This is a genomic window from Pseudomonas sp. ES1, assembly GCF_050586605.1.
Taxonomy (GTDB): domain Bacteria; phylum Pseudomonadota; class Gammaproteobacteria; order Pseudomonadales; family Pseudomonadaceae; genus Aquipseudomonas; species Aquipseudomonas sichuanensis.
Genome location: NZ_JBOBDM010000013.1, coordinates 36,343 through 50,421 on the forward strand (window position 1 = coordinate 36,343; position 14,079 = coordinate 50,421).

At 64.1% G+C, this 14,079-nt stretch carries 11 protein-coding genes and 6 tRNA genes; 3 read left to right on the top strand and 14 right to left on the bottom strand.

Annotated elements, in window-relative coordinates; translation table 11 throughout:
* Positions 1–62 precede the first annotated feature (62 nt).
* Positions 63–707: a 3-isopropylmalate dehydratase small subunit gene (gene leuD / locus ACQ4N9_RS07765; protein ID WP_390967778.1), complete on the bottom strand. Its 645-nt coding sequence runs from the start codon at positions 705–707 to the stop codon at positions 63–65.
* Entirely contained in the window at positions 704–2,137 is a 1,434-nt protein-coding gene (gene leuC, locus ACQ4N9_RS07770; protein WP_390967777.1) for a 3-isopropylmalate dehydratase large subunit, read from the bottom strand. The genes leuD and leuC overlap by 4 nt, the downstream gene beginning before the upstream one ends.
* A 130-nt stretch (positions 2,138–2,267) precedes the next feature.
* Between leuC and ACQ4N9_RS07775 the strand changes: the two genes are divergently transcribed.
* Together ACQ4N9_RS07775 and ACQ4N9_RS07780 are read left to right on the top strand one after the other, a co-directional pair.
* Positions 2,268–3,146 (top strand): LysR family transcriptional regulator, encoded by an 879-nt coding sequence (locus ACQ4N9_RS07775; protein ID WP_390967776.1) that lies wholly within the window; start codon positions 2,268–2,270, stop codon positions 3,144–3,146.
* A 62-nt stretch (positions 3,147–3,208) separates the two neighbouring features.
* The gene (locus ACQ4N9_RS07780) at positions 3,209–6,505 is read left to right on the top strand and encodes a PAS domain S-box protein (RefSeq protein ID WP_390967775.1); all 3,297 of its coding nucleotides are present in this window, start codon (positions 3,209–3,211) and stop codon (positions 6,503–6,505) included.
* A gap of 175 nt (positions 6,506–6,680) precedes the next feature.
* On the opposite strand, the gene ACQ4N9_RS07785 is transcribed toward ACQ4N9_RS07780, so the two are convergent.
* The 12 genes from ACQ4N9_RS07785 to gltX all read right to left on the bottom strand — a co-directional run bounded on the left by ACQ4N9_RS07785 (position 6,681) and on the right by gltX (position 12,870).
* A complete protein-coding gene (locus ACQ4N9_RS07785; RefSeq protein WP_110996452.1) occupies positions 6,681–7,124 on the bottom strand; it encodes an Hsp20 family protein in 444 nt (147 codons plus the stop codon).
* Between the two features lie 184 nt (positions 7,125–7,308).
* Positions 7,309–8,280 carry a tRNA dihydrouridine synthase gene (locus tag ACQ4N9_RS07790; RefSeq protein ID WP_323833311.1) on the bottom strand — a complete coding sequence of 324 codons (972 nt, stop codon included), beginning with the start codon at positions 8,278–8,280 and terminating at the stop codon, positions 7,309–7,311.
* A gap of 52 nt (positions 8,281–8,332) precedes the next feature.
* Positions 8,333–8,767: an acyl-CoA thioesterase gene (locus ACQ4N9_RS07795; protein WP_125463250.1), complete on the bottom strand. Its 435-nt coding sequence runs from the start codon at positions 8,765–8,767 to the stop codon at positions 8,333–8,335.
* 44 nt (positions 8,768–8,811) lie between these two features.
* On the bottom strand, positions 8,812–9,645 hold the full coding sequence (locus ACQ4N9_RS07800) for an alpha/beta fold hydrolase (protein WP_390967774.1): 834 nt from the start codon (positions 9,643–9,645) through the stop codon (positions 8,812–8,814).
* 25 nt (positions 9,646–9,670) lie between these two features.
* The gene (locus ACQ4N9_RS07805; RefSeq protein ID WP_110996448.1) at positions 9,671–10,210 is read right to left on the bottom strand and encodes a TetR/AcrR family transcriptional regulator; all 540 of its coding nucleotides are present in this window, start codon (positions 10,208–10,210) and stop codon (positions 9,671–9,673) included.
* 170 nt (positions 10,211–10,380) lie between these two features.
* A tRNA-Glu gene (locus ACQ4N9_RS07810) sits at positions 10,381–10,456 on the bottom strand.
* A gap of 41 nt (positions 10,457–10,497) precedes the next feature.
* A tRNA-Ala gene (locus ACQ4N9_RS07815) sits at positions 10,498–10,573 on the bottom strand.
* A gap of 66 nt (positions 10,574–10,639) precedes the next feature.
* Positions 10,640–10,715: transfer RNA gene (locus tag ACQ4N9_RS07820), tRNA-Glu, on the bottom strand.
* Between the two features lie 42 nt (positions 10,716–10,757).
* Positions 10,758–10,833: transfer RNA gene (locus tag ACQ4N9_RS07825), tRNA-Ala, on the bottom strand.
* A 53-nt stretch (positions 10,834–10,886) separates the two neighbouring features.
* A tRNA-Glu gene (locus ACQ4N9_RS07830) sits at positions 10,887–10,962 on the bottom strand.
* Between the two features lie 71 nt (positions 10,963–11,033).
* Positions 11,034–11,109: transfer RNA gene (locus tag ACQ4N9_RS07835), tRNA-Ala, on the bottom strand.
* A gap of 279 nt (positions 11,110–11,388) precedes the next feature.
* The gene (gene gltX, locus ACQ4N9_RS07840; RefSeq protein ID WP_125857910.1) at positions 11,389–12,870 is read right to left on the bottom strand and encodes a glutamate--tRNA ligase; all 1,482 of its coding nucleotides are present in this window, start codon (positions 12,868–12,870) and stop codon (positions 11,389–11,391) included.
* 143 nt (positions 12,871–13,013) lie between these two features.
* On the opposite strand from gltX, the gene ACQ4N9_RS07845 reads away from it, so the two are divergent.
* Positions 13,014–14,069, top strand: coding sequence for an HlyD family secretion protein (locus tag ACQ4N9_RS07845; RefSeq protein WP_390967772.1), 1,056 nt, complete (start codon positions 13,014–13,016; stop codon positions 14,067–14,069).
* Positions 14,070–14,079: the final 10 nt, after the last annotated feature.

Sequence of the window (14,079 nt, forward strand, 5' to 3'; positions counted from 1 at the left end):
CTGTGCAGTACCTGTGGGAGCCGGCTTGCCGGCGATGAGGCCAGCAAACCCGGTTACATCATTCAGGCATCACGGAACAGCCAAGGCTGGCTGGCGCGGTGCTTGCCTTCGAATGCCTTGATCGCGTCGCTGTCCTGCAGGGTCAGGCCGATGTCGTCGAGGCCGTTGAGCAGGCAGTGCTTGCGGAACGCGTCGATCTCGAACTTCAGCACCTTGCCATCCGGGCGGGTCACGGCCTGGGCATCGAGGTCGATGGTCAGCTGGTAGCCTGGGTTGGCTTCGACCTGCTTGAACAGCTCGTCGACTTCAGCGGCATCGAGAATGATCGGCAGCAGGCCGTTCTTGAAGCTGTTGTTGAAGAAGATGTCGGCAAAGCTCGGTGCGATCACGCTGCGGAAGCCGTACTCGTCCAGCGCCCATGGCGCGTGCTCGCGGCTGGAGCCGCAACCGAAGTTCTCACGCGCCAGCAGCACGCTGGCGCCTTGGTAACGGGCATGGTTGAGCACGAACTCTTGGTTGACCGGGCGCTTGCTGTTGTCCTGGTAGGGCTGGCCCACGTCCAGGTAGCGCCACTCGTCGAACAGGTTGGGGCCAAAGCCGGTGCGCTTGATCGACTTCAGGAACTGCTTGGGGATGATCTGGTCGGTGTCGACGTTGGCACGGTCCAACGGCGCGACGAGGCCAGTGTGCTGGGTAAAGGCTTTCATGCTGCGCTCCCTTGGATCAACTCGCGGACATCGATGAAGTGGCCGGTCACCGCGGCGGCGGCGGCCATGGCCGGGCTGACCAGGTGGGTACGACCACCGGCGCCCTGGCGGCCTTCGAAGTTGCGGTTGGAGGTGGACGCGCAGTGCTCGCCGCTCTCCAGGCGGTCCGGGTTCATCGCCAGGCACATCGAGCAGCCAGGCTCACGCCATTCAAAGCCGGCTTCGAGGAAGATCTTGTCCAGGCCTTCACGCTCGGCCTGGGCCTTGACCAGGCCCGAGCCCGGCACGACGATCGCCTGCTTGACGCTGGAGGCAACCTTGCGCCCCTTGGCGATTTCGGCCGCGGAGCGCAGGTCTTCGATGCGCGAGTTGGTGCACGAGCCGATGAACACGCGATCCAGCTGGATATCGGTGATCGCCTGGTTGGCACTGAGCCCCATGTACTTCAAGGCACGCTCGATCGAGCCACGCTTGATCAGGTCGGCCTCGGCGGCCGGGTCTGGCACGCGCTGATCGACGGCCAGGACCATCTCGGGCGAGGTGCCCCAGCTGACTTGCGGTTTGATCTGGCTGGCATCCAGCTCGACCACGGTGTCGAACACGGCGTCGTCATCCGATACCAGGTCTTTCCACGATTCGACCGCTTGCTTCCACTGCTCGCCTTTCGGTGCGTACGGGCGGCCTTCGACATAGGCGACGGTGGTCGCATCGGTGGCCACCAGGCCCACACGGGCGCCGGCTTCGATGGACATGTTGCAGATGGTCATGCGGCCTTCCATCGACAGCTCGCGGATGGCGCTGCCGGCGAACTCCATGGCATGGCCGTTGCCGCCGGCGGTGCCGATCTTGCCGATCACGGCCAGGACGATGTCCTTGGCGGTGACGCCGGCAGGCAATTGGCCCTCGACGCGCACCAGCATGTTCTTCATTTTCTTGGCGACCAGGCACTGGGTGGCGAGCACGTGCTCGACCTCGGAGGTACCGATGCCGTGGGCCAGGGCACCAAAGGCGCCGTGGGTGGAGGTGTGCGAGTCGCCGCAGACCACGGTCATGCCCGGCAAGGTCGCGCCCTGCTCGGGGCTGATGACGTGGACGATGCCCTGGCGTTCGTCGTTCATCTTGAATTCGACGATGCCATATTCGTCACAGTTCTCATCGAGGGTCTGCACCTGCAGGCGCGACACCTGGTCGACGATGGCCTCGATACCGCCCTTGCGCTCTGGCGTGGTCGGCACGTTGTGGTCGGGCGTAGCGATGTTGGCATCGATGCGCCACGGCTTGCGATTGGCCAGGCGCAGGCCTTCGAAGGCCTGGGGCGACGTCACTTCGTGGATGATGTGGCGGTCGATGTAGATCAAGGACGAGCCGTCATCGCGGCGCTTGACCTCATGGGCTTCCCAGAGTTTGTCGTAGAGCGTTTTGCCAGCCATCAGACTGTTCCTCATCAGCGTCTTTCTATGCCAAAGACCCCTTGGCTTGTACGGACGATGCTATGGCGATAGATTGAATAACTCAAATTCATAATTTTCATGCTTTGCATAACCATCAGGAATCTTAATCGTGGACCTGGCCAACCTCAGCGCTTTTATCGCGATTGCCGAAACCGGCAGCTTCTCTGGCGCGGGTGAACGCCTGTTCCTGACCCAGCCGGCCATCAGCAAACGCATCGCCGGGCTCGAGCAGCAACTGGACGTTCGCCTGTTCGACCGGCTGGGGCGGGAAGTGAGCCTGACCGAAGCCGGCCGCGCCCTGCTGCCCCGTGCCTATCAGATCCTCAACGTGCTCGATGATACTCGCCGCGCGCTGACCAACCTGACCGGGGAGGTGAGCGGTCGCCTGACCCTGGCCACCAGCCACCACATTGGCCTGCACCGCTTGCCACCGGTGCTGCGGGCGTTCACCCGGCAACACCCGGCAGTGGCGCTGGATATCCAGTTCATGGATTCGGAAGCCGCCTACGATGAAATTCTCCATGGCCGCGCCGAAATTGCCGTGATCACCCTGGCCCCCGAGCCGCATCACCTGGTCAAGGCAACCCCGGTCTGGGAGGACGCCCTGGACTTTGTCGCCGCGCCCGAACACCCGCTGGCCAGCAGCGGCCAGGTCAGCCTGGCCGACGTGGCCCGGCACCCGGCGGTTTTCCCCGGCGGCAACACCTTCACCCATCACATCGTCCAGCGCCTGTTCGAAAGCCAGGGCCTGACGCCGAATATCGCCATGAGCACCAACTACCTGGAAACCATCAAGATGATGGTTTCCATCGGCCTGGCGTGGAGTGTGCTGCCGCGTACTATGCTGGATGAGCAGGTGGCGTCCATCGCCCTGCCCGGCATACAGCTGTCGCGCCAGCTAGGCTACATTTTGCACACAGAACGCACGCTATCGAACGCGGCCAGGGCCTTCATGGCCCTGCTCGACAGCCACGCGGGGCCCGCCTGACCGGTCGTCAGTACGGCAGTACACTTCTCAAGGACGCGACATCCGCCAAAGGTCTGGTACCGATGCCCAAATCAGCAAACCGCTTTCCGCGCCTGCCGCGCATCCCTGCGGTCGATCCTCAGGAATCGGAGCAGGCCTGGCAGAATGCCCCGCAACTGCTGGCCGCACTCAACGGCGCGAACCTGGGCGCCTGGCTATGGGATATCGAGAGCGGCCGGGTCAGCTGGTCACGGGGCACCCAGGCGCTGTTCGGTTTCGACCCCCTGCGCCCACTGCCCAACGATGTCGACTACCTCGACCTGCTGCCCGATGAAGACCGTGCCCGCACGCGCCAGGCGTTCCAGGCCGTGGTCAATGGCGAACCCATCGAGCAGGCCATGCGCCACCGCATCCGCTGGCCGGACGGCAGCGTGCACTGGCTGGAGATCAACGGCAGCCTGACCCACGACGTCCACGGCCGGCGGCAGATGATCGGGGTGATCCGCGAAATCACCCGCCAGCGCGAGCGGGAAACCGCACTGATCAACTCGGAAAAGCGCTTCGCCACCCTCTTCCACCTCAGCCCCAACGCCATCCTGCTCACCCGCCGCCACGACGGCCTGATCATCGAGGTCAACCAGCACTTCGAAGACATGTTCGGCTGGCCCGGCGCCCACGTGGTCGGCAAGACCAGTGTCGAGCTGGGCCTGTGGGTCAACCCCGAGCAGCGCCACCAGGTGCTGGAGGCCACCCGCGCCGGCAGCGGCCCGCTGACCATGGAGGTGCAGTTCCGCGCCACCAGCGGCAAGATTCATGACGGCATCCTCTGCACCCAGGCCATCGAACTGGAAGGCATCACCTACCTGATCAGTACCTTTGTCGACACCACCGAGCGCAAACGCGCCGAGCAGGCGCTCAAGGACAGCCAGGAGCGCCTCGACCTGGCGCTGGACTCGGCCCAGCTGGGCACCTGGGACTGGCACATTCCCAGCGGCATGCTCTATGGCTCGGCCCGCGCCGCCCAGCTGCACGGGCTCGACCCGGTGCCGTTCCACGAGTCCTTCGATGCGTTCTTCGAAGGGGTGCCCGAACACGAACGCAACTCCATGCGCCAGGCTTACCGCAGCCTGCGCGAGGGGCCGGCCGGCAACTACCAGATCACCTACCAGGTGCAGCTGGATAACGGCGCCACACGCTTTATCGAAAGCCGCGCGCGGCTGTACCGTGACGAGCAGGGTAAACCGCTGCGCATGGCCGGCACCCTGCTGGACATCACCGACCAGGTAGAGCGCGAACAACGCCTCACGGCTTCGGAAGAAAAATTCGCCAGCCTGTTCCAGGTCAGCCCGGACCCGATCTGCGTGACCCGCCAGGACACCGGCCAGTTCATCGAGATCAACCCGGCCTTCAGCCAGACCTTCGGCTGGAGCGCCGAGCAGGTGCTGGGCCGTACCGCCGAGCAGCTGGGCCTGTGGGCCGAGTCGGCCGAGCGCGCCCAGCGCATCGAACGGGTGATCCGCGACCAGGCCCTGAGCAACGTGGCGATCGGGGTCAATCACCGCAACGGCGGGCCACTGACCTGCGTCATCTCCAGCCGCCTGATCAGCGTCGACGGCCAGGCCTGCAGCGTCACCACCCTGCGCGACATCACCCAGCAGCAGCGTGCCGAGGCGGCGCTCAAGGCCAGCGAGGAGAAATTCGCCAAGGCGTTCCATTCCAGCCCCGACGCCATCACCATCACCGAGCGGCGCAGCGGCCGCTACCTGGAAGTAAACGATGGGTTCTGCCGGCTGACCGGCTACAGCGCCAGCGAGGTGGTCGGCCGCACGGTCTATGAACTGGGCATCTGGGCCGACGACAAGCAACGCAGCGCCTTGCTCAACGAGCTCAAGGCACGCGGCCGGGTCCATCACCGCGAGATGCTCGGGCGCAACAAGCGCGGCGACATTCTCACCGTCGAAGTGTCGGTGGAGCCGATCAGCCTCAACGAAGTCGACTGCCTGTTGCTCACTGCACGGGATGTCAGCCTGCTGAAAAACGCCCAGGCGCAGATTCGCCACCTGGCCTACCACGACCCGCTGACCAACCTGCCCAACCGCGCCCTGCTGATGGACCGCCTGAGCCAGCAGATCGCCCTGCTCAAGCGCCACAACCTGCGCGGCGCATTGCTGTTCCTCGACCTCGACCATTTCAAGCACATCAACGATTCGCTCGGCCACCCGGTGGGCGACGCCGTGCTGAAGATCATTACGGCCCGCCTGGAAGCCAGTGTGCGCCTCGAGGACACCGTGGCACGCCTGGGCGGCGATGAGTTCGTGGTATTGATCAGCGGCCTGGAAGGCAGCCGCGAACTGGTGGAAAGCAAGGTCCGCGAGCTGGCCGACACCCTGCGCGAACTGCTGGCCGAACCCATGTCGCTGGATGGCCAGCGCCTGCAGGTGACACCCAGCATCGGCGTGGCGCTGATCCCGGACCACGGCGCCACCCCCGCCGACCTGCTCAAGCGCGCCGACATCGCCCTGTACCGGGCCAAGGATTCCGGGCGCAATACCACCCAGCTGTTCCACACCACCATGCAGAAGGCCGCCAGCGAGCGCCTGCGCATGGAGAACGACCTGCGCCTGGCGCTGGCCCGCGGCGAGCTGGCACTGCATTTCCAGCCCCAGGTCGATGCCCGTGACAACCACATCGTCGGCGCCGAAGTGCTGTTGCGCTGGCACCATCCGCAACTGGGCCAGCAACCGCCGGCACAGTTCATCCAGGTGCTCGAGGAAAGCGGGCTGATCCTGGAAGTGGGCAGCTGGATCCTCGACGAAGCCTGCGACGCCTGCGCGCGCATGCTCGAGGACGGCCTGATCGACGCCGACGACTTCAGCCTGTGCGTCAACATCAGCCCCCGGCAGTTCCGCCAGAACGACTTTGTCGCCCGGGTGCTGCGTAGCCTCGACGATTACCGCCTGCCGCGGCACATGCTCAAGCTGGAGATCACCGAAGGCATCGTCATCCAGAACCTGGAAGACACCATCAGCAAGATGCGCGAGCTCAAACGCTTTGGCGTCAGCTTCGCCATGGACGACTTCGGCACGGGCTACTCGTCACTCACCTACCTCAAGCGCCTGCCGGTGGATGCACTGAAGATCGACCAGACCTTCGTGCGCGACGCGCCGGTTGACCCGAATGACGCCGAGATCGTTCGCGCCATCGTCGCCATGGCGCGCAGCCTGGGTCTGGCGGTTATCGCCGAAGGTGTCGAGTTGACCGAGCAACTGGAGTTTCTGGAAAGGCTCGGTTGCCATCTTTACCAAGGCTACCTGCACAGCCGGCCGCTGCCGCTGCCGGAGTTCCGGCAGATGCTGCTGGAGGCGCCGGCGGATTATTGAGGGGTGCACCTGAGGTTTATCGAACGCTGTGGGAGCGGGTTTACCCGCGAATGCATCGGCGGCCTCAACACCGCATTCGCGGGTAAACCCGCTCCCACAGGGCCTGTTGATTGCGCTATGCAGGGCACAGCAAAAAGGGCACCCGAAGGTGCCCTTTCGTTCATCCCGTCCGAACTCAGTTCAGCGCAGGCTTGTCGCCATTGATCGGGATGCGCTTGGCCTTGGCTTCTTCCGGCACCACGCGCAGCAGTTCGATGCTGAGCAGGCCGTTGGCAAGGCCGGCGCCCTTGACCTCGATGTGGTCGGCCAGGCGGAACGACAGCTTGAAGGCGCGCTGGGCGATGCCCTGATGCAGGAAGGTGACGCCTTCGTTGCCGTTATCGCGCTTGCCACCGGACACGGTCAGGACGCCTTTTTCGACCTGCAGGTCGAGGTCCTGTTCCTGGAAACCGGCAGCGGCAACCACGATGCGATAGTGGTCTTCACCATGCTTTTCCACGTTGTAGGGCGGGTAGCTGCTACCGGCCTCGTTGCGTGCTGCAGCTTCGAACAGGTCGTTGAAACGGTCGAAACCGACGGAATTGCGGAAAAGGGGTGCGAGAGAGAAAGCGGTGGTCATGGTCATAAACTCCTGAGATTCAGCAAGTAAGTCACTACGCGACCCGACTTCGGCATCGCGTACTCAAAGAGATATGGCCGGGCAAAACGCTTTCAAGGGTTCGACTAAAAATTTGCTTGCCATTCATCGCCAGCAAGGATGACGCGGCCCCTGTGGGAGCCGGCTTGCCGGCGATAGGGCCAGATCAGGCAACGCATTCCTCGAACACCTGCGACTCCACGCCCAGCAATCTGCTGATCCGCTGGCAATCATCCTCACGCCGCAATTCGGCGAACAGCAGCACCGCCTCGGGATAGCCCCGGGTCAGCATCGCCAGCCACTGCTTCATGCGCCCCGGCGCATAGCGCGGCGACAGCTTGGCCTGCGCCTGACGCCAGAACTCGCGCAGCAACGGCAGCAGCTCGTCCCAGCTCATCGGCTGGTAATCACGGCCATCGCGGGCGGCCGCGATCTGCAGGGCCAGGTCCGGGCGCGACACCAGGCCGCGACCAAGCATGATGTCCTCGGCGCCGCTCACTTCGCGGCAGCGTCTCCAGTCGTCGACGGTCCAGATCTCGCCATTGGCGAACACCGGCACCTTGACCACATCCTGCACCCGCGCCACCCACTCCCAGTGGGCCGGCGGCTTGTAGCCCTCGACCTTGGTCCGTGCATGCACCACCAAGTGCGCCGAGCCGCCTTCGGCCAACGCCGTGGCGCACTCCAGCGCACCATCCGGGCTGTCGAAGCCCAGGCGCATCTTGGAGGTCACCGGGATATGCGCCGGCACGGCGCGGCGCACCTCACGCACGATGGCATGCAGCAGCTCCGGCTCCTTGAGCAGCACCGCCCCGCCACGCGATTTGTTGACGGTCTTGGCCGGGCAGCCGAAGTTCAGGTCGATCACCGGCGCCCCCAGCTCGCAGGCCAGCGCCGCGTTCTCGGCCAGGCACACCGGGTCCGAGCCGAGCAGTTGCACACGCATCGGCACGCCGGCCGCGGTGCGCGCCCCCTGGCGCAGTTCCGGGGCCAGTTTGTCGAACGAGGATTCCGGCAACAGGCGGTCGCAGACGCGGATGAACTCGGTGACGCACCAATCGATGCCACCCACCCGGGTCAGGACGTCGCGCAGGATGTTGTCGACCAGCCCCTCCATCGGGGCCAGGGCAATTTGCATGTGAGGGTCTCAGGGCGCAAAAGGCGGCAGTCTAGCAAAAATCCGCCGCTTTTCAGTTGCCGATCAGCGCCGCGCCGTAGCCGTCGAGGAACTCCGCCGGCATGCGCCTGGGTTTGCCAGTGGACAGCTCGATGCAGGCGAAGGTGGTGTGTGCGCGCAACAGGGTGACGCCGTCACTCGGGCGCTTGAGCTGGAAACGCCGGGTCATGCGCAGACGCTGGTCCCAGTCGACGATCCAGGTGGCCAGTTGCAGCTCGTCATCCTCGTAGGCGGCAGCGAGGTAGTCGATCTCGTGGCGCACCACGGCCATGGCCCGGTCCAGGCGACGGTATTCGGCCAGGTCCAGCCCCAGGCGCTGGGAATGGCGCCAGGCGCAGCGCTCCAGCCAGGTGACGTAGACCGCATTGTTGGCGTGGCCGAGGCCATCGATGTCCTCATTGCCGACGCGAAGGTCGATGGTGAATGGTGCCGCCAGATCCCAGCTCATGCCCGCTCCTGGTTGTTCGTGAACGGGCAGAGTGTAACGGATGCTCAGGCGCTTTGTCGGGCGCGCTCATTGGTGCGCGCCAGCAGCTCGAGTACCGCCTCACCCAGCCGCGGGTCAGCCAGCACGCGCACGTGGCCACCTTCTTCGAGCAAAAGCAGGCGGCTGTCGAACCAGGCCTTGTGAATGACCTGCGATTCACCAGCCGGCACCAGCACATCATCACTGGCATGCACCACCAGGCCCGGCAGGTCCAGTTGATAACCGGTGACATCCAGGCGCGCAATCTGCACGCCGATATCACGCTCGACCTGGCGAATGAAGGCGGCCCTGGCCCGCGCTGGCAACCCCAGATGCCGGGCGAAGCCGCGCATCACCCCCAGCAACCGGGCTGGCGCGGCAATACTCACCGCCGCTTCGGCACGCAACCCCCACTGCAGCGCCAGCAGCACACTGGCGCCCCCCATGGAATGACCAATCACCGCGCGCAGCGGCGGCAACTCGGCCGCGGCCTCCAGCAAGGCGCGGGCGAACAGCACCACATGGGCCTGATGCCCTGGCGAGCGCCCATGGCCCGGCCCCTCCAGCGACACCACGGTATGCCCGGCGGCGACCAGGGTTTCGATCAGTGCGGCGAACTGGGTTGGCCGCCCTTCCCAACCGTGCATCAGCAACACGGTCGGCCCTTGCCCCCAGCGCAGCGCCGACAGCCCGAAGCGCAGGGTGATGCGCTCGGCGCGAGCCAGCAGCGGCAGTTCCCAGTCCCTCGGTGGCAGGGTGCGTGGGCTCATGAAGGCGCGGCGCATCTTGCCGGCAACGTGCTCAGGGGCCAGGTGGCCGAGGGTGCCGTTGACACCACGAATCCAGCTCAGGGTCTTCATCGCCATGCTCCAGGAATGAACGTGCTCAGATCACCGCCGATTTGGCGGCACGCAGGATACGATCGGACAGCTCGCCAGTGCCCAGGGCCCGCGCCACTGCCAGGCCACCCACCATCAGGGCGAAGTCGGCCAGGGCCTTGTCCATGTCTTCGGGGCGGTCGACCATCTGCGCGGTCATCAGCTCGATGTGCTCCACCAGTACTTCACGGAAAGCCTCTGGCAGGCGCTGCATTTCGCTGAGTGCATTGGGTAGCGGGCAGGCCGCCACTTCTGCGTCACGGTGCTTGCGCGAAAGATAGAAAGCGGCAACCAGCGCACGACGGCCAGCGCCGTCCAGGCTCGGGTCGACCCCGGCGAGCAAGGCCCGGCGCTCGGCCAGCAACTGGCTGAAGGCCTCCAGCATGAGCTCATCCTTGCTGTCGAAATGGGCGTAGAAACCACCCACGGTCAGCCCGGCGGCGCCCATGACCTGGCTCACACTGGGCTCGGCCGGCCCGTGCTGGATCAACGCGCCACGCGCCGCTTCAAGAATGCGCTCGCGTGTCTTGCTCTTCTTGTCGCTCATGGCTCACCTCCAAATATTATGATCGACATATTATGCTTATCATATTTTAAGGCAAGCAAAATCTGCGGCGAGCGAGTGGCCGACAGCGAATTCTCAGGGAGCAGAAAAAACAAAAGGCCCATTCAATAATCGAATGAGCCTTATAAGCCCCGCAAAACGCGGGTAAAAAATGGCGTCCCCTAGGGGACTCGAACCCCTGTTACCGCCGTGAAAGGGCGGTGTCCTAGGCCACTAGACGAAGGGGACGTAACCTTCGTGCCGATCCGTTTTCACGAACCGCGGCGAATTGGTGGAGCTAAGCGGGATCGAACCGCTGACCTCCTGCATGCCATGCAGGCGCTCTCCCAGCTGAGCTATAGCCCCGAGGTAAAACAAAAGGCTCACACAAAGATGATGAGCCTTTCAACTCCCGCAAAACGCGGGTAAAAGTGGCGTCCCCTAGGGGACTCGAACCCCTGTTACCGCCGTGAAAGGGCGGTGTCCTAGGCCACTAGACGAAGGGGACGTAACCTTCGTGCCGATCCGTTTTCACGAACCGCGGCAAAATTGGTGGAGCTAAGCGGGATCGAACCGCTGACCTCCTGCATGCCATGCAGGCGCTCTCCCAGCTGAGCTATAGCCCCGGATTTCTAGCCTCTCGGCCCAGCGACATGGTTAAACATCGCTTGTGCAAAACTGGCGTCCCCTAGGGGACTCGAACCCCTGTTACCGCCGTGAAAGGGCGGTGTCCTAGGCCACTAGACGAAGGGGACGAACCTTCTTACCTTCAAGACCCGGTTGCTGGACCCGGTCTTGCTTACCGGCATTGCCGTTAAGCGGAATTTGGTGGAGCTAAGCGGGATCGAACCGCTGACCTCCTGCATGCCATGCAGGCGCTCTCCCAGCTGAGCTATAGCCCCACAATGTCGCTTTGAACCGAAGCGCTGGCTGGGTGCCTGGCATTTCGTTTTCGTTCATCGCTGTGTACGGGGCGCATATTAAGTTCCGATTGCAGGGCTGTCAAACGAATTTTTGAAATTATTCAAAAATTTTTTCACAGATAACAATCACTTACCGCCCTGCCCTGCTCTTCGGTGCAAACAAAGTCCCGTGGCAGCGGGCTTGCCCCGCGATCGCGATGGTCAATGGAACATCGCAATCGCGGGGCAAGCCCGCTCCCACGAAAGCAAAAGCCGCTATCAGGCGATATTCGCCAGCAGCTTTTCCCACTCTTTGTTTTCTTTCTTCGACACGCCGCCCAGCAGGTCAAGGGCCTGGCGCAGACGGTAACGGGTCAGGTCTGGGCCGAGGATTTCCATGGCGTCGAGCACCGACACCGAGCTGGCCTGGCCAGTGATGGCGGCGAACATCAGTGGCATGGCATCGCGCAACTTGAGCTCCAACGACTCGACCACCGCCTGGATGCAGGCGGTGATGCGGTCTTTCTCCCACTGGCGCAGGCTTTCCAGTTTCCACAGGATCAGCTGCATCACCTGGCGCACCTGGTCGGACGACAGTTTCTTGCTCTCGAACAGCTTAGCGTCAAGCTTCAACGCGCCTTCGAAGAAGAAACCACCCAGCGGGGCAACCTGGCTGAAGGTTTCAACCCGGCCCTGCACGTGCGGGGCGATCTTCATCATGTAGTCGCTGTTGAAGGCCCACTTCTGCAGGCGCGCGGCAAATTCTTCAACCGGCAGCTCACGCAGCCACTGGCCGTTGAGCCAGGACAGCTTCTCGATGTCGAAGATCGGGCCGCCCAGCGAGATGCGCGACAGGTCGAAGTGCTCGACCATCTCCGCCAGCGAGAACTTCTCGCGCTCGTCCGGCATCGACCAGCCCATGCGGCCCAGGTAGTTGAGCATCGCTTCGGGCATGAAGCCCATGCGCTCGTAGAAGGTGACCGAGGTCGGGTTCTTGCGCTTGGACAGCTTGCTCTTGTCCGGGTTGCGCAGCAACGGCATGTAGCACAGTTTGGGCTGCTCCCAGCCGAAGTACTCGTACAGCTTGATCAGCTTGGGCGCCGAGGGCAGCCACTCTTCACCACGCAGTACATGGGTGATGCCCATCAGGTGATCGTCGACCACGTTGGCCAGGAAGTACGTCGGCAGGCCGTCGTTCTTCATCAGTACCTGCATGTCCATGCGGTCCCACGGGATCTCGACATCGCCACGCAGCATGTCCGGCACCACGCAGATGCCTTCGCTCGGCACCTTCATGCGGATCACGTGCGGCTCGCCGGCCGCCAGGCGGCGCTGCACTTCCTCATCGCTCAGCAGCAGGGCGCGGCCGTCGTAGCGCGGGGTCTCGCCGCGGGCCATCTGCTCGGCACGCATCTGCTCCAGCTCTTCGGCGGTGCAGAAGCAGTAGAAGGCGTGGCCGGCATCGACCAGCTCCTTGGCGTACTTGGCGTAGATCTCGCCACGCTCGCTCTGCCGGTACGGGCCGTGCGGGCCGCCGACGTCCGGGCCTTCGTTCCATTCGATGCCGAGCCAGCGCAGGGCGTCGAAGATCTGCTGTTCCGACTCGCGGGTGGAGCGCAGCTGGTCGGTGTCTTCGATCCGCAGGATGAACTCACCGCCGTGCTGCTTGGCAAAGCAGTAGTTGAACAGGGCGATGTAGGCAGTGCCGACATGGGGGTCGCCAGTGGGCGATGGCGCGATACGCGTGCGAACGGTGGTCATGGAGAGTCTCGAACGAAGATTCAAACAAAGGCGGGATGTTAGCAGGGAGCGGGCACTGGGCTCCAGCAATGGCGCTTTCGTCACTTGTGACGGTGCCGGTTACGGCTGTTAAATTTGCTTACACTTCTGGAACCATAGTCCTCATGCCCGCCCAACTCAAACGTCGCCTGCTGATCTTCATCACCCTGGTCGCGCTGATCGCCCTCGCCTTCCTCGCCCACTGGTACTTCAAGGGGCGCTTCTTCGAGAGCACCGACAACGCCTATGTACAGGGCGAGATCACCCGCGTATCCAGCCAGCTCGGCGCGCGCATCGATGAAGTGAGGGTGGAAGACAACCAGCATGTCAGCAAGGGTGACCTGCTGGTGCGCCTGGAAGTCGCCGATTTCGAACTGGCCGTGGCCCGCGCCCGCGCTGCGCTGGCTACTCGCGAAGCGGAACTGGTGCAGGCGCAGAGCCGGCTCGCCCAGCAAGGTAGCCTGATTGCCGCCGGCCAGGCCCAGGTGGCCGCCAACCAGGCCACCCTCGACCGCTCGCAGCTCGACCTCAACCGCGCCCAGGCCCTGCGCAAGCCCGGCTTCGTTTCCGAAGAGCGGGTCACCACCCTTTCGGCGGAAAGCCATGTGGCCCGCTCCCAGGTGGACAAGGCCCAGGCCGATCTCAAAGGCCAGCGCCAGCAGGTCGATGCCCTGAGCGCCGAACTCAAGCGCCTCGATGCGCAGATTGCCAATGCCCGCGCCGACCTGGCGCAGGCCGAAATCAATCTGACCCGCTGCGAGATCCACGCGCCGATCAGCGGCACCATCGGCCAGCGCAGCGCGCGCAACGGCCAGGTGGTGCAGGCCGGCGCCTACCTGCTGTCGATCGTTCCGGACCAGGACATCTGGGTGCAGGCCAACTTCAAGGAAACCCAGATCGGCAAGATGCACTCCGGTCAGCGCGCCGAACTGCTGTTCGACAGCTACCCCGACACCCCGATCGAAGGCCGCGTCGACAGTCTGTTCGCCGCGTCTGGGGCACAGTTCAGCCTGCTGCCGCCAGACAACGCCACCGGCAACTTCACCAAGGTGGTGCAACGCATCCCGGTCAAGCTGACCTTCGCCGCCGACAACCCGCTGCATGGCCGCATCCGCCCGGGCATGTCGGTGACGGCCACCGTCGACCTGCGCAGCCAGGACGACAGCCGCGATGGCCGGTGACCAACTGCTG